The sequence below is a fragment of the Coprococcus sp. BIOML-A2 genome (genome assembly GCF_009875795.1).
GTDB lineage: Bacteria > Bacillota > Clostridia > Lachnospirales > Lachnospiraceae > Coprococcus > Coprococcus aceti.
Genome location: NZ_WWSI01000007.1, coordinates 25,880 through 49,595 on the forward strand (window position 1 = coordinate 25,880; position 23,716 = coordinate 49,595).

The window sequence follows — 23,716 nt, forward strand, 5'->3', positions numbered from 1 at the left end:
TAAATATTGACAGTAACCATTGGATAATATAAAATAGATATATCCAATGGTTACTATACAACAAATAATAGCCTTATTCAACATTTAATATAGAATAGAGGGAGATATATAATATGCGAAATGAGGACAAGTTAATAAAAGTAGCACATTATAACACTAAACTCAATTCAGTATTAGGTTTTGATTATAGTGCTTTTACAATTTATAGATCTAAGGGATTGTTGACACATCTTATTAAAAGAAAGCATTTTGTTGCTGCAAAATACATTGATCGTTTAGATGATATAATTAGTCATCCAGACTATGCAGGATGTTATAATGGAAATATAGAGTTGGTTAAATGTTATAATGACAATATTTTTGTTTCAATCAAATTAGATGAAAAGGAATCAAAATATTATATTGCTACAGTATTTGATGTAAAAAAAGGAAAAATAGATTCATATGTAAAGTCAGGCAGATTGGTGCCGATATGTAGTAATATATTTGGTTAGATAAGATATCTTGACTTTATCGGTAAGCAATGGTATCATCATTGTATACATTTGACAAGCAGGAAAGGCACCCTGCGCTCCCTCGGGAACCTGATATGATGGATACGCCGCCCATCCAAATGTAAACATTAAATACTTAAAAATGTCAGATAAATATGAGCAATGATTTGGAGCTTATATCTATCTGACATTTTTAATTTGCGTCAGCAACGAGCTAAAGCGTGCTGCTCCTTGTTCCCTAATCAGGATACTTGATCAGATCGTACATCTTACCATAAGCGCCCATATCGCGCACACCCTCAAGCTCCATGCCGAGATGCATGTATTTGTCGCACTTTGACTTGGCATCCGTCTCAAGGATGACTGGAACGTGCAACCTGTTTCCCTCAGAGAAAGCCATGTCCAGAACTTTTCTCATGTATCCCTGTCCCTGGTATTGTTCGCGGACGCAGACCATGCCGACGAATATAAAATCTTTCTTCTCTTTCTTCATTCGATCTTGAAGGGATTTTCCTCCCTTGGACAGAGCTTTTCCCATGCGGATCATTTCTTTAAGGCTCATATTGCGAAACAGAGCTTTGAGGATAGCCATGCCAGCTTTGAGATTCATTTTTTGTCCCGGCAGGGTATAGGCGATATACCCCTCGCCGCGTTCGCTAGTCGCGTAGAGCATTTGTCCCTCAAATGCCATACGAACGTAGCCGGCTATGTAATTTGCCACTGCCTCTTTGCTGCTGTAGAACACGCCCATACCTGTTTCTTGCCCGTAGTCGTAATATCCAAACGCATGGCCGATATCCTCGGCTGCCTGTTCATCCCATTTTGTTATCTTCATAGCATTTTCTCCGTTCAATAATTGTGTTGTAATTTCTAATTCCACCCATACGGTTAGATACATCTAACCGTAATCATATTATCATATATAGAGTGAAAATGAAACTATGATCTCATTCAGGATGACATGATAGAAATATATGAAGATGTGAAGGATGCCGATGTCATAGTGTTTGCATATGAAACATCACTACTAAAACAATACATTTGTATTGAATTGGCATAAATTAAATATTATAATTTATAAAGAAGCGGTGAAGTTGCATATTATTAATACTAGGAGGTGCATGAGAATGGCAAGCACAATACAGGTAAGGGTAGACAATGATCTTAAGTCAAAATCAGATAAATTATTTCATGATCTTGGAACAGATACTACGACAGCTATAAGAATTTTTCTTACCCAGGCAGTTGCAAATAATGGATTTCCATTTGAGATAAAAAGGGTTGTTACAGATCCATATGTGGCAATGACAGAGGAACAGATGATAGACAAACTGGCGAAGTCAAGACAACATGCTGAAAAAGGTGAATGTCGTGATGCTGATGTTGTGATAGATGATATGAGGAAGAAGTATGACTTATGAGGTGGTTTTGACAAAAGATGCAGAGAATGATTTGGATAATTTTATTCAATATCTCTTATTTGAAAAACATAGTAAACAGGCTGCAGCAAATGTTCTTCAGGACTTTGAGAATACGAAAAGAAGTTTGGAAAAAATTGCTTCAAGTTTGAAACTATGTGATAATCTGTGCTTGAGAAAGCTGGGATATAGAAGAATTAATTTTGAAAGACATAGATATTTTATGTTATATCGAATAGAAGGAGAACGTATTATAGTAGATGATATATTTCACGAATTACAGGATTTTGAGGGGAAAATGATATAGAACAATCCGTAGCGCAATTAACATTAAAGAGTGGGAAGCAATACAATACGCTTCCCACATATTTTTCTTATATGAGTAAGTGTATGATAGTGTATTTCTATTTGAGATAAAAGTATTGCTGTTGTGCGGACATATGCTTATAATTAAGGATAGATGGAAACACTACTTATGAAAGGAGATGCTTTATATGGCTACAAAATCTGCAAATTTATATGCAAGGATTGAACCAGATGTCAAAGAAAAAGCAGAAAGTATCTTGGCTACACTGGGTATCCCTGCTTCTAGTGCTATAAATATGTTTTATAAACAGATTATCTTACAGAGAGGACTTCCATTTGAAGTAAAAATACCATATGACAGACCTGTTGACATCAGCACATTATCAGAGACAGAGTTCAACGAAGAATTGGAGAAGGGGTATGCGGATATGCAGGCTGGACGGATGAAAAATGCTAAAAAGGTCTTTACTGACATTCGTAAGGATTATGGAATATGATATATGAATTAGAGATATCCGAGCAGGCTGACAATGATCTGAGAGGAATTTTTGAATATATTGCCTTTGAATTACAATCTTCTCAAAACGCAAGCGGACAGCTTGACCGTCTGGAAGAGTAGATATTAAGTCTGGATACGATGCCGGAGCGTTATCGAAGATACGAGAAAGAACCGTGGAAAAGCCGTGGACTTCGTGTATTACTAGTAGATAATTATGTGGTATTTTATATTCCTGATAGCGATAAAAAGGTTGTAACCATTCTTAGAGTAATGTATGCAGAACGTGACACAGACAATCAGTTAAATCTATACACAAAGCAATAGGGTAAAGCAAATGCCACAGCAGCATAAAACTGCTGTGGCATTTTGTGTATATAAAACCATGTAATTTTAACTCAAAAGCGTTATATAAATTCCCGTAAGTATCGCAGTCGTTATAACTTCGCAGATATTTGCGCCCAGGGCGTAATCGAGAATAAATGCTGAGGGGTCAGCCTTTGACGCCGCTTTCTGGGCGACCTTTGCGGTTGAAGGTACGCATGACACTCCGGCAATACCGACAGTAGGGTTGAAGTTACCCCGCTTGAAGAGGTATACGATGTAGCCTCCGACTATTCCGCCGATACCTGAGAGGAGCAGAGCAAGCATTCCAAGGATCAGGAGCTTGAGCACCTGTTCATTCAGGAACCAGCTTTTGTTTGGATGTGATCTTGCTTTTTCTCTGTTCCCTGACGATGGCTTTGCCCCTCACGCTCTTTGGTATGAGCAGCTTGAGTGATGCAAATAAAACCATAGGTCCGTCCGCACCGCCGATGATGGAGACTGCGGCTGACGAACCGGCATCAAGGCCCGTTGCTGAATGTGAGTGTGTATATCTGCTGCAGAAAATCTATCTGCATATATTTCATCAGGTCATCGGTGGATGAAAGCGGGGGATTGATGATCAGATTTCCTGTCTGGTTATTTTCAAGGAACAGGACACCGGCACAGTCAAGAAGCTCTTCGAAGCCTTTGGCATTTTGTCTTCTCCTGGTAAGCTGTTCGCCGGTTTTTACATTGTAGACTATATTTGCCTCTATAATCCGATTTGCATCGGGGGTCTTTATGGCCTTGTTTTCAAGGGATGACTTGGCATGGCTGTCAGCTCCTTTTTGCTAATAACACCCACAATATATCCAATTGAGAAAATGGTGTCAATGAACCGCGGGGGAATTGGGGGTATCTGAACCATATCTTTGCCGAGGGGCAGTACGCTTTCCCGGTTAATATGCGAGTACCTAATCTTCACAAAATCTTCACAAAATAATTAGCACTCACCTCTTGACATTGCTAGCATAGAGGACTATAACATAGTCAAAGATAAGAAAAGGATAGCACAACCGGTGGTGCAGATGACCGTTCGGCATATGCACTGCAGATTTCTGTTATATAACATTTTAGGAAAACAGAAAGGAAGTGTTCAAAATGGATAAGAACCCAAAGCATCCATTGAAGAAAAAGAAAGTAGTTCAGAAGGTATATGCGACAGCAAATCATAACGCTGCAGCAGCTGAAGAACCGGCTACACCAAAGTCAAAAAAGCATAAATAGTATATGAGACAAAGGTCCCCTGTATCTGCATCAGGCAGGTATGGGGGACTTTTTTGTCGTGGGAACAGCAATATATAAATTTAATTTCTGAATATGGGGTTACTGATGTATAATATATATAACAAATATTTATGGGATATATTTTCGGACTTGACAGACTGATATATTTTCGAACTAAAATATATTGAGTGTTGATGGGATAATAGATTTGGGACACATGGGGAATATGAAAAATATGGAGAATGCGGAAGGAACGGAAACAACAGATAAGGTCAGAAAAACGGGTAAGCTGGATGAGAAGCTTTTGCCGCCGGACAAGCTTGTACTGCCTAAGGCCTCTACGCCCCAAAATCAGAACAAGCTTAATATGAAGATACTTCTGGTGGAAATTCTCATTGTGGCAGTGATCGCTGTGATTGTGATAGTTATGGCAGTAAATGGTAAGGGCAGGAATCCTGACATGAAAGGGTATTACTATAGAGGGCGCTGGCATCCAATAGGATTCGCCGGCATAGACCTGTATGGTTTCATTATGCTCATACTTATGTGTATTGGCCTCGGAGTGATGCGGGTAATCCCGGGTACTATAGCGGATTTTTCGACAAGACCGGGGAAAGAGAAACGTGGGGAGCTTGAATCTATCAGGAGAAATAATTATGCAAAGCATTTGTGCAGATTGATCGAGATCGATAAGACGGAAATTTTGGATAATATGAGAGATAGATTCAATCCTGTAGTCCAAATCTTTTTTTCGGAGGCGCAGGCTGAATGTCTGAATAGATCGAGGGCCTGCAATCATCTTATGGTCAGACTGGGGCTTGGCAGTGTGGATATATCTGATCATGTGGTGGTTCAGGAGGCTGGCGGAAAGCGGGAGAGAGAGGTACAGCTCACAGACGTTGCAAATGAGGTGAAGATAAAAACGGCAGTTATCCACGACTTGCCGGTGGTGCTGGATCTCAGCCGTACCGGGGTTATAGGAATAGTAAGTGATGGAAATAAAAAGAGTGCATTTGATATAGCGAGAAATATCATAGGCCAGCTTGAGATAAATGAGACAAATGACAGGATTCAGCTAGCATTTGCCTGTGATCCGGGTGATGGTGAATGGGTAGGATATGATGAGCTTTATCTGGCGGACCGTAAGAATGGAGAAATCTCTTTTGCCGCAGGAGAAGCTGATGTGAAGGGCTTGTTAGACATGCTGGCAAATGAGCTTCAGAAAAGAAATGGTACTCTGGATTATTTTGTGAACAGCGAGAATGTAGGCGGATATAGGCATATAGTTTTGTTTGTTGACGATCCCGGACTTCTGGAGGGGCATTTGATAAATCGGTACATTTTGCCGGGGGAAGAAAATCTGGATTTTACAGTTGTCGTTCTCTCTGATGATGAAGAGAAGTTTATTTTGGAGATGGACTGTGAGATAATACAAAATGATGATTTTGCGGGAATATATAAGCCTGGAACGGAAGAGTGGATAGAGATCAAATTTGACAGGGTGACCGAGGCAAGGCTGTGGAGTCTGGATGAGATTGTAAGAAAGAACAGTGGAAGGATGGTGTGAGATGAGCTACGTAGAATTTAAAGATGTTAAGAAGGTATACAAGACAGGAGAGGTGGAGATCAATGCTCTCCGTGATGTGGATTTTGAGATAGAAAAGGGAGAGTTCTGTGTCATAGTCGGAGCCTCCGGTGCGGGCAAGACTACTATCTTGAATATCCTTGGCGGTATGGATACTCTGACAAGCGGCAGCGTGAAGCTGGATGGCAGAGAGATATCAACTCTGAATAAGAGACAGCTCACGGCATACAGAAGGTATGATGTGGGATTCGTGTTCCAGTTCTACAATCTGGTACAGAACCTTACAGCACTTGAGAACGTGGAGCTGGCGGCACAGATCTGTAAGGAACCGCTGGATGCTGCAACGGTTCTGAAGCAGGTGGGACTTGAGGATCGTATGGCGAACTTCCCGGCACAGCTCTCAGGTGGTGAGCAGCAGAGAGTTGCCATAGCAAGGGCGCTTGCAAAGAATCCAAAGCTTCTGCTCTGTGATGAGCCGACCGGAGCTCTGGATTACAACACAGGCAAGGCTGTGTTGAAGCTCCTTCAGGATACATGCAGAAATACGGGAACGACAGTTATAGTCATAACGCACAACCAGGCACTCACAGCCATGGCGGACAGAGTCATCACGGTTAAGAGCGGAACTGTGGAGAAAGTGGTTATGAATGATAACATCAGGAACGTTGAAGATCTGGAATGGTAGGTGGCCTATGAAATCAATGATGAGACGCACGACATTTCGTGAGATAAAAAATACATTTGGAAGATTTGCAGCCATCATGGCGATCATAGCCCTGGGCGTGGGATTCTTCTCGGGTCTCAAGATGACGAAGCCGGACATGATGAATACCATATCGAATTTCCTTGACAAGGGAAATTTCTATGATCTGCATCTTCTGTCAACTCTTGGATATACGGATGATGACGTGGATTCATTTGCCGGGGAGAAGGATGTGCTGTACGCTGAGGGCGGTTATAGTCTGGACGTCCTATACAAGAACCAGGGTGAAAATGACAGGGTGTTGAAGACTATGTCAGTTCCGGAAAACATCAATAAACTGAGTCTTGTGGACGGACGCATGCCGGAAAAGGAAGATGAATGTGTTGTAGATGCCAAGATGGACAGTATAAAGATAGGTGATGTCATAGAGGTGGCAGATGACGATGCAGCAGAAGGTGAGGACAGCAGTACACAGGATATCCTTAAGGTGAAGAAATTCACCGTTGTCGGAACTGTCAACTCCCCTCTTTATATTAATTTTGAAAGAGGCACCACAACCCTTGGAAATGGTAAGATCGCGGGCTTTGTATATGTCAGCCCTGAAGCATTTGACAGCGAATGCTACACCGATGTATATGTGAAATTTGACAGAAAGTTTGATATGTATGCCGATGAGTATGAAGACTATATAGACGACAGGAAGGACGAATGGGAGTCAATATGTAAGACCAGTGTACTGGACAGATATAAGGATATCCTCATGGCAAAGGGTATGACGGAGGATATGGTGAAGGACATAACGCTGGATGATGCAGATGGTGTGAATTATTACATACTCGGCAGGGAGACGAATATCGGATATGTCTGCTTTGAGAGCGATTCAGACATAGTGAATGGAGTTGCAAAGGTATTTCCGGTATTCTTCATATTGGTTGCCGTGCTCGTGTGTATGACTACCATGAACAGAATGGTTGAGGAACAGCGCTCTATGATAGGCATGTTGAAGGCTCTCGGCTATGGCAAGGCGGCTATCATGGGAAAATATATGATCTATTCGGGAACTGCAGCTGTAGTAGGATGTGCAGGTGGATATCTTATAGGTACATATGTATTTCCGGAGGTTATCTGGTATGCATATCATATGATGTATATACATGTGCCGCTTGAGAGAACCACAGACTGGACGCTGGTTATTGGCGTGCTGGCAGCATCCCTTTTGTGCACTGTAGGTACAACTTGGTTTTCCTGTAGATACGAGTTTTCTGAGACTGCGGCAAGTCTTATGAGGCCTAAGGCTCCGAAGCCGGGCAAGAGGGTGTTCCTTGAGCATATCCCATTTATATGGAAGAGACTGAAATTTCTGAGAAAGGTAAGTGTCAGAAATGTATTCAGATATAAAAAGCGTTTTTTTATGATGATAATAGGAATAAGCGGCTGTACTGCGCTGCTGCTCACAGGCTTTGGAATAAATGATTCCATAAGCGGATTTGCGGACAATCAATATGGGGAGATACAGGTCGGAGATGGAGTGATAACGCTGAATACACCGATTGCGGGTGATAGAGAAGATGAGCGCTTCAGTAGTCTGAAAGACCGGCTGGAGGAGGATACCTCCTGCTATGATCTCGTCAGTGAATCTACCTGGGATCTGGTTCATGATGGTGGCGTAAAGTCCGTGAACATGGTCATCATGGAAGAACCTGAGCACGTTGACAGGTATATGAAGTTGGCGGATAAAGATGGTGCGAAGATAGAATATCCGGGCAAAGGGGAAGCTGTGATCAATACTGCGCTGGCAGAACAGTACGACATCAAAACGGGCGATGTAATAACGGTCAGAGACAGCGAGATGAAAGAGATAAGAGTTTCCGTATCAGGCATATTCAGGAATCATGTATACAACTATGTGTATATATCACCTGAAACATATGAGGATCAGATGGGGGAAGCACCTCAGTACAAATCGGTGTACTTCAATCTTGAGGAAGGCGCAGATTCGCACGAGATATCTGCTGATCTTATGGGTGATGCAGCAACAGCGTCAGTGACTATCAACAAGGATATGAAGAACAGGATATCTAAGATGATGGAGAGTCTGAATTATATAGTAATTGTAGTCATACTCTCGGCTGGTGCGCTTGCATTTATCGTTCTCTACAACCTGACAAATATCAATATCACAGAGCGAATCAGGGAGATAGCAACCATAAAGGTTCTGGGATTTTTCAAAAACGAGACTTCAGATTATGTGTTCAGGGAGAACAGAGTCCTGACGACATTCGGGATCGCTGTGGGACTTGTGCTTGGAGTGTTTTTGCATGCATTTGTCATAGGACAGATCAAGGTGGATATGGTCGCATTTGATACATATATAGCGCCGATGAGCTATGTGTACAGTATCGTTCTGACATTTGTGTTCAATTTCCTTGTCAACAGAGTCATGTCAGTCAAGCTTGATAAGATAAATATGGCGGAATCGCTTAAGTCGGTGGAATGATCCTTTCATATATGGCATGTAACAGAATAGTTTAGATGTTTATTACGATCCACAGGGCGTACAGTATAGACGGTACGTTCTGTGGATTTTTTTGCAAAAAAGTTGTTTTTACCTCCTGTTACTAGCCTTTTGGTTAGTGTACATGGAAAAACACAGCAATTATAATTGTAAATATATTATTGATACCAGAATGTGGCAGCTTAAAACGGCTGGTGTTCATGGCTGGTTTTTTTAGTGAAAGGGAGGAAGAAATTATGAGAAAGAGGGCGATAAGCTGGGCGCTGACGGCCAGTATGGTGCTATCTATGCTGTCCGGATTTATTCCCGGACAAAAAGCATACGCGGCGGACAGCTCGAAGAAAACAGGCAAGACGGTGGTCGAGACGGAGATTGACGAAAGTACATACAAAGCTCTGGGCCTCAGCACCGATATAGACAAAAGCAAAGCTGCGGTGCCGTATGACAAGGATAATATATCTACATTTGCAGAGGTGAATGAGGTATACGTTGCGGCAAACGGCAATTACAGAAACAAGTACACTGTGCGAGACGGATTTGACAGGATTGGAGATTTCAAGGACAGGACTACAAAGGTAAACAGCAGCCTTGGCAATCTGTACGGAGCGTATGGTTTCTATGATCTTGGCAAAGATAATGTGAAAGTGGAACACGGCGGATCGGGAGACAGTAACATAAGTAGCAACATGGGAAATGTTCTAAAAAAGGACAGTAATGGTTTTAACGGCCTGTATGCGACAAGCGTTGCATTTGATGGAGGCGACGGAAAAACCAACTACGTTGCGGAGCTAAGAGTACATGGAGATAAAGTATTCAGTCCAGCTGGATGGAAAAGTATTAAAACTGTCATAGACGGCAAGGAGTACCGCGGAAAGATAGATGTGAGTATTTTCAAGATAGCAGCTGATGGTACAAGATCTTCAATTGCTACGCTTACCCCTACTTTAAACAAGAATTCTACATATGGCGATGGACTTTTGTATTTTATCAGAAGATACCAGCAGGAGCTGGATGCGATGTTTGAGATCGAAAAGGCCGATCTGAATGGAGATGGCTTTGAAGATCTTCTCGTATACTGTGGAACTTACGAGGATAGAAATATAAACGATCAGAACATACGCTATGCCATAGTCGATGTATATTATGGCAAGGGAAACGGCAGGTTCACAAAGGGAAATAATATAAGCATACCGGGCGGGCTTGCATCTAATTATGAAAGTGGAACGGATGGATCGTGGTGTGATTATGGAATAGGAAGAGCTCCTGTGGTAACTCTGGCCGGCGGTGATCTGGAGCAGGATGGCCGGGATGAGGCCGCGGTTGCCGTATCTGGATCAGTTCTGAATTACAACATGGCAAAGGCAGGTCATATGACCGTCTATACATATAAAGACGGCGGACTTGTCCCTATAGAAGGTCTGAATGAAGTGTCACTTGGAGACACAGATGGCAGAAAACAGAACTATGGAATGTATGCTGCAAATTGTGCATTTGGCCGGTTTAAGTATCCTGGATCAGGAGCCATGGTCACAGGACTTATAGTTGGTGGATATTATTCGAGCAATTCTCAATATGTGCAGAGGGAATATGAAGCCACGCAGGCTGCATACAGATACGTATACTACGATAGTCTGACGGATAATTATGTGTTGTCAGATTATCATACGAGAAGCCTGGGGACTAAGAGTAAAGAAATCGTGAAATATCACGAGGTTAAAAGTAACGAATATTACAGACCTGTGAATGCACCTATGGCGCTTGCGTGTGCAGACCTTAAGGGCATGAACGGCAATAATGAAAATGACAGTGTGCTTTTTGGCGCAGAGGTATATGCTTTCTCACTGGAAGATGGCGGAATAACAGGTTCGGAGATAGGAAGCATGAGTATATGTACCGACCAGCGCAATCAGGGCAACGACAAGAAGAAAAAAGATCAGGTGTGGATCGGCGATGTCAGGGTTGGCTGTGTCGATAAGGATGCCAAGGGGAACAATTACAGACAGAGTTTTGTGTGCGTTGTGGGAGTGCACAGAGAGAAGAAACTCAATGATAAAGATGATTATTACTGGCTGGACATAGCGACATTTTCTATGGATGGCGGCAGCCCATACAGCAGTCAGGAGGGTGTAGTATGCCAGTCGAACAGCAGACAGGATATGTATGGAACATTTGTTTCACTGTGTCTTCCGGATATTGATAATGACAGTGTGCGGTTAAAGTACGAGGGAGAGTATCCGGTATACACAAATCCAGAGGTCTATGCAATCCTTCAGGCAAGTCCGTATTTTGATGATGTTCAGGAAGTATATGAATATGTAAATAACGGTGGAACATCATATTCAACAAGCAAAGGTTCATCGAACACGGTATCAGCTAACTTGTCAATATCAGTTGGCGCGTATGTGTCGTCGGAGATCCAGCTCATCGGAGCAGGTGAGGTAGAGGTTGAACTTTCGTATGGAGCAAGCTTTGAATATGCAAATACAAAGACAACGGAATATGAGATAACATATAATGCCGCAGGTGGAGGTTCTGATCAGGTCGTTCTGTACTGTTTGAAATATATGTATTACGAATACTCCATATATGATCCGATTGCGAGAAAATGGGAGCCGGTGGTTATGCCGGTATGTCTCGGACCTTCAACTTCAATCATAGATGTGGCAGATTACGACAAGGTTGCAAGAAGGAGCAAGGGGCTCAACGAGATATATAATAATATTCTGAATAACACAGCGGGAGACCCTGCTACATACCAGACTCTTGGAGGTAAATTAAAGTACGCCTATCAGTCAGGTGGAAATAACAATTATTCTTCTGTAAATGCCAGCTCTGGTGCAGATCAGACTCAGACGATATCTGTGACTGATGAGAATGAGTATTCAACTGAAGTGTTCCTTGAGGCGAACGAAAAGCTTGGTGCTGGAGGCGGAGGACTCGGTAATAAGGTTATCGTCGGTGTAACATCAAGCCAGCATGCGGGTCTTGGTCACACCCGTGTAAGCTCGAATGGTGTTACATACAGTGGAACGGTGGACAATGTTCCGGCAGACTGCACAGGGTTCTCATTTGACTGGCAGCTGCGGGTGAACACTGCAAAGCTGAACAGCGACAGTGATTCAGTGTTCGTCATTGGCTATGATGTTAAGAATGTTGTTCGTCCGGCGCGTATGCCGATGGGACTTTCTGTTGTCGACACAACGAGAAACAGTGTCAGTCTTGAGTGGTCACCGTCCAATGATGCAGATTACTATGAGGTCTGTATCGTTGATGCAGGAGGTAATTACAACAGCAAGGCAGTTGTGCCATATACAGTTACTGACTATGAAGTGAAGGGACTATATTCCAACAGGACTTACACATTTGCAGTGAGGGCTCTTCAGGCAAATGGTTCAAAGAGTCTGTTCAGCCGTCCGGCAACCGCGACGACACTTCAGGACAGTTCTAATTTCCATATAACAAAGAACCCTGATGATACAAATACGTTTGCGGGTGGAAATGCAGAATTTGCGGCAAATGCGGTTTATTATGATGGGGATGGAGTAAACCAGAGCGTTGGATACAACTGGCAGGTTAATACAGATAATGGATGGAGAAGCGTATCGACAGGAGGCAGCAATCCTACGCTCAGACTTACTGATGTAAGTGATGAAATGGATGGAAACGAATATCGATGCAGAGTTTATTACAACGACATCACACTCTACACCAAGACTGCGACACTCACTGTAAATAAGGCGGACAGCAAGGTCATGCTTCTGGCGCACAACGATACCGAGAATAAAGATTTGTCGGATGGCAGCGTAGTCAGGGCATCGGGCTCAGAGACTACAAAGGTGGAGAACGTGACTAAGGAGAGAAATCTTATAACAGTCACATCCGGAGTCGGGGAATATATTCTTGTCAGCGACGGAACAAACTATATGTGGAAAGATAGTGACGAGAATTACTATCCATGCAGCGTAAGCGTCAAAAAGGACAGCGATGGTTACGTGGATGAATCACAGACATTTAAAGCATCTGATGTGGGCGGCACGGCATATGGTGTGAGTGAATCAGATTTCATCGCAGATATTGATGGCAATACTTACAAGCTGATCAGCGTAAATGCAGCTGACTATGCAGGTGAAAAGGTGTCATATGCATCTGATGATGTTACATATGACAGGATACTCGCAAAATGGGTATCAGAGGATGGCAGCAAGAACTTCTATCTTCTCGGAAACACATCGGGAAGTGAAGACAGTACGGTGTACTATTATGTGGCAGATAGTGAAAGCGGAAGTTTTACGATGACTTCAAAGAAGACTCTTAATGTGTCAGATACTGTCAAGGTGGTCCAGACTGATCTCAAATCGGTATATCAGACCAAGACGGTGAGATCTGAGACCACAGGGGCAGAGGTCACATATACAGGAGACAAGATCACACTCAGCTGTCAGCCGAAATCACTGTCAGGTGAGGACGTACAGGGAGATGTGGAATTTGTCATTACAGGGCCTGAGATCAAGCGCATAGCTGGTAAGTACAACAGAGCAAATGGCTGCTATACTGCACAGTGGGAGCCATCCGGACAGGGAATATACATCGTATATGTATACTTTGCAGGAAATAAACAGTACAACGACAGTATATCTGACTCGATGTCTATATATACCTCATTTGAGGGAAAGACGAACATGAATCTGACCATGCAGGATAATGTAAGATACGGAGATTCGGTGAAGATGTCTCTGGAGAGAGTGTCATACGACAATACAGGAAAGCTTCAGGATATCACGGACGATTCAGAATACACAGTTAAGATAAAGAATAATAAGACAGGAGAATTTGAGGACACAGACAAATACGAACTTGCAAACGGCGTGTTTATACCGAAGTCTATTGGAATGTTCCAGATAACGGCATCAAATGGCGGAGACAAGACTCAGAAGAATATAAATGTTGGAAGGGCACAGCTTGAGATAGCTGCCCAGGATACAGAGAAAAGTGTAAATGATTCTGTAAGAGAGTGCGAGGATGCGGTGATAACAGGTCTCAAGGCATGGGATACCGACATAATGCCTCAGAGAGACAGGGATTACGAGCTCAGATCATATGGAGTAAGTGGGCTGCTGCCGGGTATATATGATATAGATGTTGCATACGTCAAGGTGGACGATCAGCATTCACAGGTTATGAATGAACTTGAGAAGAACTATATAATAAACCTGGTTAAAGCATCATACACACTGACAGGAAACGTGTACACAGTTACTGCCAGGCCGGCAAATACACATGGTACAGTTTCAATCAAGTACCAGCAGCCTGGAAATGAAAACAGTGACGGACTCACAGTTGACAGTGGAACAAGACTCCCTGAGAATTCAACGATCACTTTAGCTGCTACTCCTCATAAGGGATATAAGGTTAAGAGCTGGTCACTAAATGGAAAGACAGTTACGGATCCACAGTGTGGAACATCCGGTGGCAAGGCGTGCAGCGATGACCAGATCCAGATGGCTAAGCTGAAAGCAAACATGAATGTAGCAGTAAACTTTGAGCCTGTATATCACAAGCTGACATACAAGCCGGACAATAAGGCTCACGGAACACTCAAAGCAAACTATGTGACGGATGGAACAATTGGAAAATCGTTTGGTTCAGGTGCAAACATTCATATAGAACAGAAGGTAAGACTCACTGCGGTTCCGGCAGCAGGATATGTTCTGGATCATTGGACTGTTACGGGAGAAGATGGAGTTCCAGAGACCGTTCTCGCGGAAGATGGAGTGACAAATAACACATCTCTCACATATGATGCAGAGGAGATCAGCGAGGATACACTTATCACGGCATATTTTGCAGAGGCACAGAATTTCAAAATATCAGTCTCGCCTGTAACTGTTGGAAGCGATGGAAAGACTACAGTGACAACAGGTGTGGATGTCACAGTCAAGGCTCAGCGAGTTGACGGCACAGTGACTATAGAGAGCGGTGAAGATGGTATATATGAAGTCAGCCGAGGCGACAATGTGACCATCCAGGTTACCGTTCCGTCAGGACTACTTCTCGACGGATGGTCAGCAGCAGATGGACAGGAACTTGGAACTATATCAGCGGATCTCAGGACGATGACAGTGTATGATATAGCTTCAGACCTCGATTATACAGTTAAGTACACTGCGCCGAACAGATACAAGGTGACATATGGTGCGGATGATGATGCAGCTGGTGTGGTAGATGCTGTGGCTGCAGGAAGTACAGACGCACTTGTATCCGGTGACAAGCAGCTTCAGGGAAGTGACATAGTATTTACAGCAACTCCAAATGAAGGCTACGAGGTAGCATACTGGGAGGTAAATGGCGAGAAGGTTGATGCTGAGGCAGAAGGTACTGGCGCCCAGAGGTATGAACTAGAATATCTCGGCAAGGATACAAAGGTTGTCGTATACTTCTACAAACAGCCGGTTGTGTCGTGGACATCAGGAAATGACACAGAGATGACTGCAAAGTCAGGAGATTCTGATCTGGCAAATGGCGGATATATCGCATATGCAAGTAAGGATGATCTGAAATTCTCATTTGCGGTGAAGAGAAGTTATGAGATAGCTGACATAAAGGTAAATTATGCAGGAGAGGATGTATTCAGTCTTGCGGAGGACAGCGGAGAAGGAAAGCTGGCTGAGACTGCGGATTCTGAGTCCGGAACAGAGAGATACACGTTTACGTGGAGTGCTCCGGCAGATGGATTTACAGGGGATGTGACAGTAAATGCCACATACAGAAAGATCGCACCATCCGTGAAGGCTGAGTATTCTCTGAAGGTGATAGAGAAGGCTTCTGCTGGAGAGGCGTCAGGAAAGACACACGGCTCTATAAGTGCAGATGTGTCAAGAAAAAATCTCCCTTCATACATACAGATAGGAGATACCATAAGTGATGCGACGGAGAGCAAATCTGCGCAGATCACAGACATATACAGAGATTCTGTCATCACATTCAAGGTTGTGCCTGATGATGGATACAATGTAAAAGAATGGATCATAAATGGACATAAGCTGACAAGCGAGACGGAGAATATAAAGTTATATTCAGACAAGAAAGTAAATGATACCCTTAAGATCACGGTTGACGGAGATTCATCTGATGTGACAGTTATGGCTGGTCTTGAGCTGGTTGGTGATGTACTCACATTTGGTCCTGAGACAGAGGGAACAGGTGAGGTGAGCGCCATGATCACATCTACAAAGCTGGTGCTCGAATCAGGAGATATGATAGGTGCTGCTTCATATGTGGAATTCACAGCGGCAGCTGCAGAAGGATACGAAGTTGCAGACTGGCTTGTAAATGGAATCAGTCAGGGCGTGGCAGAGAAGATATTTGCATACAAAGTGCCAAAGGATACGAGAGTTGATGTGAGGGCTGTGTTTGACAGACCTGTGTATAAGATAACATGGTCATCAGATGAGGGTGGACAGATAAAGGCAGAGAACATGACAGCAGATGAAGTGCTTGAAGGTAATTCTGCACAGATCAGAGGAGACAGAGAGCTTAAGTTCACAGCTGATGCCGACCAGTACATGGAATGTACAGGATTTACAGTAAAGACAGCAGAGGGAACAAAGGATTACACAGCAGAGGAGCTTGGCAGCAACGTATTTGTGGTTGACAAGGTGGCATCTGACATAGATGTTGTTGCTCACTTTGCTAAGCAGGAACTCAAGTCAGTTATAACCTTTGAGGCAAATGATGCTGCTCTTGGAGCTGTGACAGCGGTATATGGACTGGACGAGAAGGCTGAGATCACAAGTGGCGATAGCCAGGTATCCGGCGGAGATGCAGTATTTACGGCAGCTCCTGCAGATGGCCAGATGATCGAGGGCTGGTATCTTGATCCTGAGTGTACACAGGCTATAGAAGGAACTGAACTGGAGCAGACTACCTATGAGGTGAAGACTATCTACACAGATGTGGCAGTATATGTTAAGTTTGTGGAGATTCCAGAGTATACAGTTAAGGTAGGTACAACAGGAACCGGATCGGCGAAGATCACTGCATCTTCTGACGGTGAGGAACTTGAGATCGTATCAGGAGAGGTTAAGCTCAAGAGACATAAGGATCTTACAATTACAGTTGCACCGAAGGATGAATACAACACAGTTGAGCACTGGACAGTTGACGGAGCAGATGTTGATTCAGATGAACTCACATACAAGCTGACAGACATAACAAAGGATGCAGAGATATATGCATATATCGCACCATCACTTCTTGTAAATGTAATATTCAAGAATGAGGATGAAGTTAAGAAATATGACAATATAGACATCAGTACAGGTTATGTCGGCGAGGATGGAGATATAAGCGGACTTAAGCCAATAAATGCTGAGAATAACTTAGTGAGAATAGGTTCTGGCAAGGATGTAAGATTTGCCATAACACCTTCTGATGATTATATGATCCAGGCATGGACAGTTAAGTACATCAGAGGCGGAAAGGTTGTCAAGGAAGAGTCTGGCACTGACTTTGGATTTACCAACGAGATACTTTTAAATGATGTTACAAACAGCATAGAGGTAAGTGCAGAGCTTGTTGACAGAGTTGGATATGCCATTCCTGTAGAGGGAAATTATGACAGAGATAATAATCTGATAGAGACTGCAGGTGGTGAAAGCACACCGGAGACAGCTTACACTATAACAGAACTTACAAAGATACCAGACAATGTGGTATTCAAGAATGACAATGGCGTAGTTCTTGATAATATGGTAAGAGAGAACGGAGATGCGAGTGTTGTTATTACACCTGCTGAGGGCTGGAGAATCAGAGATATAATCATTGATGAACCAGAGAACGCTGAAAATTCAGAGGAGTCAGAGAATATCATGTCAGTCCAGCCAGTGCTTGCAGAGGATGGAACTGAGACAGGAGCATATCTTGTAAGTGATGTAAACGTCACAAAGAATATGGAGTTTAAAGTTGATGCAGTTAAGCTTTACTCTGTAACAATAGCAGATACAGAGCATGGAAACATAAAGGTGACAAAGCCAGATGGCACAGAGGTGGAGAACGGTGAAATGATTGACGAGAAAACTGTTCTTACATACACAGCAACACCGGATATGTACTATGACTTTGACGCATGGACAGAGGATGCGGCAGATCAGGCTGAGAGCACATTTGAAAAAGCCCTTGACGGAAGTATCACAGTGGGAGCAGCCTTCAAGGCAAGATATGCAAAGGTAAGTATTGCCACAGTGAAGAATGGTACGGTAACTGTCACAACAGCTGACGGTAAGAAGATATCTAACGGACAGCTGGTTCAGGAAGGCACAGATATCATCTGCAAGGCAATTCCTGCAAAGCATTGTGATCTGTCAGCCTGGGGCGGAGATGCCAAAGGCAAGACTGGTACTACAGTGAAACTTACGGTGACAAAGAACATGAATATAAGAGCGGCATTCAAGTTCAGGTATGTGAAGGTAGCTATTGGAAAGACTGAAAACGGATCGATCACAATCAAGACTGCGGAAGGCAAAACAGTTAAGAATGGTGCATCAGTGATCGAGGGAACGGTTCTTATCTGCACAGCAAAGGCGGCAAATAACTGTAAACTTGGAAGCTGGACAGGAAGCTTCAAGAGTACAAAAACTTCGGTAAAGGTTGCTGCAAATAAGAATATGAAAATCAATGCCAGGTTTGTAGCAAAAATACCGGCACAAAATACAGCTGGTATCAATAAGAATATCCATGCAGTAGTATCTGGAAACAAAGTGACAGTTGTGTGGGGTAAGGTTAACAAGGCTGACGGATATGATATATATGCACAGAAGTGCTATGTAAACTTTGGCTCGAAAAGTCTTGTTAAATCGGTAAAGGGCGCATCGGCAACCCGAGTTACAATATCCAGAATTAATGGCAAATCACTTGCTAAGTTTGATACGATCAAGCTGAGAGTAAAGGCATATAAGCTGGTAAATGGTAAGAAGAAGTATATAGACAATAGTGTCATGCTTCATATAGTTACCAATAGCAGCAAATATACCAACATCAAGAAGGTTCTGCTTCCACAGAAGAGCTACGTGTTGGGAGTTAAGCAGACGATTAAGCTTAAACCTGGATATACCAAGGCAGATGCCAGCAAGAAGGTGCTTGATGGCACACATGGTGCAAGGTATTTGTATGCATGTACAAATAAAAATGTTGCTACAGTTGATGCCAAAGGAAGAATAAAGGCAAAGGCCGCAGGAAAGTGTACGGTCTATGTAATTGCTGTAAATGGCACTACACAGGCTGTGCAGATTATAGTAAAATAAAAATAGTAGCTGCATGAGGTGCTTGATATCCGGCCCGTTGGGGCTGGATGCAGGCACCTTTGCTGATATATACAGGGTGTTGATTATCTATACCGGGATTAAAAAGTGAGAAAAGGAGATTTGTACATATGGGGAATACGGCTTCGGGTAATAAAGGCTGTTTTATAAAACCGAAAAAAGCCTGGAGGCTTCTGAAGACAGCGGATGAAGGGAATGTAACTGCATATATATTCGGGGTCAGTGGTTCGGGAAAGACGACTCTTGTCAGCAGATATCTTGGAACACGTAAGTACATGGTGGTGGATGCCGGCGGTATCAGACCGGATGACCTTGTGGTAGAAAGCAGCAACGCAAGAAAAATAATTGTCATAGATAATCTGCACGAGCTCTCATGGGGGGATGTGGACACAGTGAGGGAGCAGATCATAGAACTCATTAGAAGAGAAGACGTATGGGTTATACTCGTTGGCCGGTGTCCGGTTCCCCCATGGCTTTCTGCTGTAAGATTTCAAGAAGGATTTTATGTGGTGGACAGCAAGCTGCTTATGTTCAGTCTGGAGGATATAAAGAAGTATGCTGAATACGCTGGATTTAGTATCAATGAGGCACAAGTGCAGAGAATGTACTATGAGACTACAGGACTTCCGCTGGCTGTGGAGATGTGCCACATCAAATACATGGAAATGGCATATACAAGCGAGATAACAGATGATATGTATAATGATTTTTCGAGACGCGTTGAGGATGAGATGTGTAATTACCTTGAGTATCATGTGTATGATAACTGGGATGTGGAAATGCAGGAATTTCTCATGGAAATATCCGTGGTGGATGAGTTTACAACAAAACAGGCTGAGATGATAACCGGAAGAAGTGACAGTGAGCTTTTGATCGAGAGGGCAAAGTGGCTTGGAAACTTTATGACCAGCCGGATGGATAAGGATGGCAATACACAATATCAACTGCAGTTTCACATGAGGGTCTCTATGCGCAGACGTCTTAAGCGGAAGTACGAGAAAGAGCGTATAAGAGGCCTGTATGAGAATGCCGGACTGTTTTACAGACTTAACGGAGATATAAGGAAAGCTTTGGAGATGTATGAAAATGCAGGAGTTACAGAGCGAATAGTTTCAATACTTGTCGATAATGCCAGACATGCGGCGAACAGTGGTTATTACTATGATCTGAAAAAATATTATCTGGAGCTTCCGGATCATGTCATCGAGAAAAGTCCTGAGCTTATGTGTGGTATGAGCATGCTGCAGTCACTCCTTCTAAATCCTGATGAGAGTGAAAGATGGTACGACAGACTAAAATTATATGCAGATGAAAACCAGGGAAGTGCCAGGAAAAATGCAAAGGGACTTTTGCTGTATCTGGATATTGGTCTGCCGCACAGGGGGAGTGTTGATGTATTAAAGCTTTTGAAGTCAGCATACACAATGGTCTTTAATAAGGAGGTAAGAATACAGGAATGGTCGGTTACATCCAATCTGCCTTCAATGATGAACGGTGGAAAAGATTTCTGTGAGTGGAGCAAGAGAGACAGAGAGCTGGCCTCGAAGGTTGGCAGGATAGTTGAGTTTGTGCTTGGAAAATACGGAAAAGGTCTTGTAAATCTTGCTTTGGCGGAGAGTTTTCTTGAAAAGAGCGGAGATAATTACGAGGTGGCAACGCTTGCGGCAAAGGGCAGAATGCAGGCGGAAGCAGGAGGAAAAATCGAGCAGTGCTTTGTTGCTGATGGTATATTGGCGTGGCTGCATTTGCAGAACGGAAAGCCACAGGAGGCTCTTGAGGTTTTGAATGGAATAGAGGGAAAGGCTGAAAAAGAGGAAGGACAAAATCTCCTTCCCAATATATATGCATTTGAGACCAGATGCAGCCTGTACAGAGGAGATAGAGCCTGTGTTACAGGTTGGATGGAAAATGCTCCGGATGAAAATGTTGAATTCAGGATATATGACAGGTTTATCTATCTAACCAAAGTGAGAGTATACCTTCAAAGCGGACGGAATGAACAGGCATATTCGCTGCTGACAAAGCTGAGATATTATGCTGAGATGATGTCCCGTACGTATATAGGGATAGAATGTGGTGTGCTGATGGCTGTAGCTTTGCAGCGATTAAAAAATGATGACTGGAAAAAGGCGATGTGCAATGCTATTGATACTGCGATGGAATATAGCTTCACAAGGATTATATCCAGAGAAGGTGCGGCGGTGAATACTCTTATAAATACCTGTGGATGGAAAGTCGAGAAAGATGGTGCTGACGATAAGGAGATAGCCGCAAGAAGGGCATATTTCAGACAACTGCAGAAGGAGACTGAGAGTATGACGAGATACTACCCCGGATATATGAAAGCGGGAGTGGATGATGTTCAGCTCAGTGAGACTGCTACAGCCATACTTAAATTGCAGGCAGAGGGCTTGTCTAGGCAGAAGATAGCGGACAGACTCAACATGTCGGAGGCGAATGTAAAGTATCATCTGAACCAGGTGTACAGAAAACTCGGGGTGACTGATAAGGCCGGGGCGGTCAGGGAGGCATCTAACAGGGGACTTATCTAGTGATTGTGAGATTTGCGTTCGGTGGTGGTTTACTTGAATACACCGTATGTAAAAGTTGCATATGAATGTATGCTATGAATGTACATAATTAGGGTGGAAAAACTTAGACTGTTGTTGTATTATGTCTATAATTATGATTACATACGAATCAGTAACGTCAGATTGAGATGAGGATAATTTCCGTATGGCATAAAAGTGTTGGTGAAGATGGCGTTTGGAACTTAGAGAATGAGCGAGTACGGACGGATTCGTATTTGACAGGTATTCAAGGAGGAATTACGACGTGAATTTTTTGGAAGAGAGAATAACTAAGGATGGAATAGTAAAGGAGGGCAATGTTCTCAAGGTGGATAGTTTCCTGAACCACCAGATGGATATACGTCTGTTTGATCAGATCGGTGAGGAGTTCAAGAAGAGATTTGAGGGAACAGAGATCAACAAGATCCTTACTATAGAGGCATCCGGAATAGGCATTGCCTGCGTTGTTGCCAGACATTTTGATGTGCCTGTTGTATTTGCGAAGAAGTCAAAGAGCATCAACATAGAGGGCGATGTGTATGTGGCAGAGGTAGAGTCATTTACACACAAGTGCAAGAATCAGGTCATCGTGTCCAAGAAGTTCATCAATCCTGAGGACAAGATTCTTATCATAGATGATTTCCTTGCAAATGGATGTGCGCTTCAGGGGCTCATCTCCATAGTGAAGTCGGCAGGTGCCAGCGTTGAAGGAATCGGAATAGCAGTTGAGAAAGGCTTCCAGACAGGTGGTCAGGTCATCAGGAATCTAGGATATCATCTTGAGTCGCTTGCGATAGTGGACAGCATGGACGCTGCTACGGGCGAGATAAAGTTCAGGGAGCAGTAGGATCGCTGCGGGATATTTGCTGAGAGGTGGGGTATATGGGAAATAACAATTTAGAAGAAAAAAATGTTTCTATGCCTGAGAAAATTGGAGGCGTAATATTTGGCATATGGTTTGTTGCCAGTATTATAGCCGGATTTGTTGCAAGTGAGATCGGAACGGATGCTGTTATGCTTGTTGTGGGGCAGTTTTTTGCCGGGATAGTTCTTGTCATAATTCTAAAGACTCTTATTCCGATGATTAAGAAGCGAAAGCGGGGGAGCATCATCGGTATAGTGTTCATATCTGTGTTTGCCGGTGCTGCATCGGCGCTGATATGGGCGGCGTGTGCTGTGAAAGATGGCTCTTTTGCGGATAAGATAGTATTGCTCCCGGAACGGATATTGGGGAGAGAAAATTGCAATGTTGGAGCATTTTATGCAGAGATATTTGCCTGTGCATTCTTTGTGGTCAGTGCAATAACACTGCTCTCTGTGATATGTAAGAGAAAAGCGCTTGAGCGAAGATGTTCATTTACTGTGAAAGCTGTATGCCATGATGTACGTGCAGATATGAGACAGGATATGAGAGCCGGCAGAAGATATCCGGAGGCGGGAGTATTTGAATTTACATACAGGGATAAGCAGTATAAAGTGTATGAGCAGACATATGTATATGGACTGAATATAAGTAAAGGCGATGTGGTATATCTTTATATCAATCCAGAAAATCCGTACGAATTTTATCTGGAAAACAGTGGTATATTCAGCAGTCAGGCGATATGGTCAGCAGTTTTTTTGATGGTTATATCAGGTTTGATGGCCGCAGGCTGCAATTTGTTGATTTTTAGGTGAAAAAATAGCCAGGTGTATGTTCTCCAATTTGGAGAATATGCAC

The 23,716-nt window shown here is 43.1% G+C and carries 16 protein-coding genes; 14 read left to right on the plus strand and 2 right to left on the minus strand.

The annotated features are described in order from the left end of the window. Positions 1–113: 113 nt before the first annotated feature. Positions 114–494 (plus strand): PBECR3 domain-containing polyvalent protein, encoded by a 381-nt coding sequence (locus GT575_RS13160; RefSeq protein ID WP_022216065.1) that lies wholly within the window; start codon positions 114–116, stop codon positions 492–494. A gap of 238 nt (positions 495–732) precedes the next feature. On the opposite strand, the gene GT575_RS13165 is transcribed toward GT575_RS13160, so the two are convergent. Then, complete coding sequence (locus GT575_RS13165) at positions 733–1,329, minus strand: N-acetyltransferase (RefSeq protein WP_161172196.1); 597 nt, start codon at positions 1,327–1,329, stop codon at positions 733–735. A gap of 292 nt (positions 1,330–1,621) precedes the next feature. Here GT575_RS13165 and GT575_RS13170 point away from each other — a divergent pair, with 292 nt between their 5' ends. The 5 genes from GT575_RS13170 (at position 1,622) to GT575_RS15640 (ending at position 3,041) form a co-directional block, all read left to right on the plus strand. After that, positions 1,622–1,915 (plus strand): type II toxin-antitoxin system RelB/DinJ family antitoxin, encoded by a 294-nt coding sequence (locus tag GT575_RS13170; protein WP_015534078.1) that lies wholly within the window; start codon positions 1,622–1,624, stop codon positions 1,913–1,915. Continuing rightward, the gene (locus tag GT575_RS13175; RefSeq protein WP_161172197.1) at positions 1,905–2,219 is read left to right on the plus strand and encodes a type II toxin-antitoxin system RelE/ParE family toxin; all 315 of its coding nucleotides are present in this window, start codon (positions 1,905–1,907) and stop codon (positions 2,217–2,219) included. Before GT575_RS13170 ends, GT575_RS13175 begins: the two co-directional genes overlap by 11 nt. 187 nt (positions 2,220–2,406) lie before the next feature. Beyond that, entirely contained in the window at positions 2,407–2,715 is a 309-nt protein-coding gene (locus tag GT575_RS13180; protein ID WP_161172198.1) for a type II toxin-antitoxin system RelB/DinJ family antitoxin, read from the plus strand. Beyond that, positions 2,712–2,837 carry a hypothetical protein gene (locus GT575_RS15635; protein WP_015534075.1) on the plus strand — a complete coding sequence of 42 codons (126 nt, stop codon included), beginning with the start codon at positions 2,712–2,714 and terminating at the stop codon, positions 2,835–2,837. The genes GT575_RS13180 and GT575_RS15635 overlap by 4 nt, the downstream gene beginning before the upstream one ends. Before the next feature lie 18 nt (positions 2,838–2,855). Then, positions 2,856–3,041 carry a type II toxin-antitoxin system RelE/ParE family toxin gene (locus GT575_RS15640; protein WP_442871973.1) on the plus strand — a complete coding sequence of 62 codons (186 nt, stop codon included), beginning with the start codon at positions 2,856–2,858 and terminating at the stop codon, positions 3,039–3,041. Positions 3,042–3,107: 66 nt separating this feature from the next. Here GT575_RS15640 and GT575_RS15010 read toward each other — a convergent pair whose 3' ends face one another. Next, positions 3,108–3,389 (minus strand): sodium ion-translocating decarboxylase subunit beta, encoded by a 282-nt coding sequence (locus tag GT575_RS15010; protein ID WP_330577004.1) that lies wholly within the window; start codon positions 3,387–3,389, stop codon positions 3,108–3,110. Between the two features lie 792 nt (positions 3,390–4,181). Between GT575_RS15010 and GT575_RS15340 the strand changes: the two genes are divergently transcribed. From GT575_RS15340 to GT575_RS13225, 8 genes are all read left to right on the plus strand, one after another. Further along, entirely contained in the window at positions 4,182–4,307 is a 126-nt protein-coding gene (locus tag GT575_RS15340; RefSeq protein ID WP_015534073.1) for a hypothetical protein, read from the plus strand. 235 nt (positions 4,308–4,542) lie between these two features. Further along, positions 4,543–5,874, plus strand: a complete 1,332-nt coding sequence (locus GT575_RS13195) for a hypothetical protein (RefSeq protein ID WP_055145693.1) — start codon at positions 4,543–4,545, stop codon at positions 5,872–5,874. A gap of 1 nt (position 5,875) precedes the next feature. Continuing rightward, positions 5,876–6,577 (plus strand): ABC transporter ATP-binding protein, encoded by a 702-nt coding sequence (locus GT575_RS13200; protein WP_015534070.1) that lies wholly within the window; start codon positions 5,876–5,878, stop codon positions 6,575–6,577. A 7-nt stretch (positions 6,578–6,584) separates the two neighbouring features. Further along, complete coding sequence (locus tag GT575_RS13205; RefSeq protein ID WP_243147905.1) at positions 6,585–9,092, plus strand: ABC transporter permease; 2,508 nt, start codon at positions 6,585–6,587, stop codon at positions 9,090–9,092. 254 nt (positions 9,093–9,346) lie between these two features. Beyond that, entirely contained in the window at positions 9,347–19,408 is a 10,062-nt protein-coding gene (locus GT575_RS13210; RefSeq protein ID WP_161172200.1) for an InlB B-repeat-containing protein, read from the plus strand. Positions 19,409–19,536: 128 nt separating this feature from the next. Then, positions 19,537–21,978: a LuxR C-terminal-related transcriptional regulator gene (locus GT575_RS13215; RefSeq protein WP_161172201.1), complete on the plus strand. Its 2,442-nt coding sequence runs from the start codon at positions 19,537–19,539 to the stop codon at positions 21,976–21,978. A gap of 283 nt (positions 21,979–22,261) precedes the next feature. Further along, a complete protein-coding gene (locus tag GT575_RS13220; RefSeq protein ID WP_004849872.1) occupies positions 22,262–22,843 on the plus strand; it encodes a xanthine phosphoribosyltransferase in 582 nt (193 codons plus the stop codon). 35 nt (positions 22,844–22,878) lie between these two features. After that, positions 22,879–23,673, plus strand: coding sequence for a hypothetical protein (locus GT575_RS13225; RefSeq protein WP_004849874.1), 795 nt, complete (start codon positions 22,879–22,881; stop codon positions 23,671–23,673). Positions 23,674–23,716: the final 43 nt, after the last annotated feature.

What these genes read in the sequence shown, in the direction of transcription:
- GT575_RS13160 (WP_022216065.1), top strand. Translation starts at nt 114, where the DNA reads ATGCGAAATGAGGACAAGTTAATAAAAGTAGCACATTATAACACTAAA.
- GT575_RS13165 (WP_161172196.1), bottom strand. Translation starts at nt 1,329, where the DNA reads ATGAAGATAACAAAATGGGATGAACAGGCAGCCGAGGATATCGGCCAT.
- GT575_RS13170 (WP_015534078.1), top strand. Translation starts at nt 1,622, where the DNA reads ATGGCAAGCACAATACAGGTAAGGGTAGACAATGATCTTAAGTCAAAA.
- GT575_RS13175 (WP_161172197.1), top strand. Translation starts at nt 1,905, where the DNA reads ATGACTTATGAGGTGGTTTTGACAAAAGATGCAGAGAATGATTTGGAT.
- GT575_RS13180 (WP_161172198.1), top strand. Translation starts at nt 2,407, where the DNA reads ATGGCTACAAAATCTGCAAATTTATATGCAAGGATTGAACCAGATGTC.
- GT575_RS15635 (WP_015534075.1), top strand. Translation starts at nt 2,712, where the DNA reads ATGATATATGAATTAGAGATATCCGAGCAGGCTGACAATGATCTGAGA.
- GT575_RS15640 (WP_442871973.1), top strand. Translation starts at nt 2,856, where the DNA reads ATGCCGGAGCGTTATCGAAGATACGAGAAAGAACCGTGGAAAAGCCGT.
- GT575_RS15340 (WP_015534073.1), top strand. Translation starts at nt 4,182, where the DNA reads ATGGATAAGAACCCAAAGCATCCATTGAAGAAAAAGAAAGTAGTTCAG.
- GT575_RS13195 (WP_055145693.1), top strand. Translation starts at nt 4,543, where the DNA reads ATGGAGAATGCGGAAGGAACGGAAACAACAGATAAGGTCAGAAAAACG.
- GT575_RS13200 (WP_015534070.1), top strand. Translation starts at nt 5,876, where the DNA reads ATGAGCTACGTAGAATTTAAAGATGTTAAGAAGGTATACAAGACAGGA.
- GT575_RS13205 (WP_243147905.1), top strand. Translation starts at nt 6,585, where the DNA reads ATGAAATCAATGATGAGACGCACGACATTTCGTGAGATAAAAAATACA.
- GT575_RS13210 (WP_161172200.1), top strand. Translation starts at nt 9,347, where the DNA reads ATGAGAAAGAGGGCGATAAGCTGGGCGCTGACGGCCAGTATGGTGCTA.
- GT575_RS13215 (WP_161172201.1), top strand. Translation starts at nt 19,537, where the DNA reads ATGGGGAATACGGCTTCGGGTAATAAAGGCTGTTTTATAAAACCGAAA.
- GT575_RS13225 (WP_004849874.1), top strand. Translation starts at nt 22,879, where the DNA reads ATGGGAAATAACAATTTAGAAGAAAAAAATGTTTCTATGCCTGAGAAA.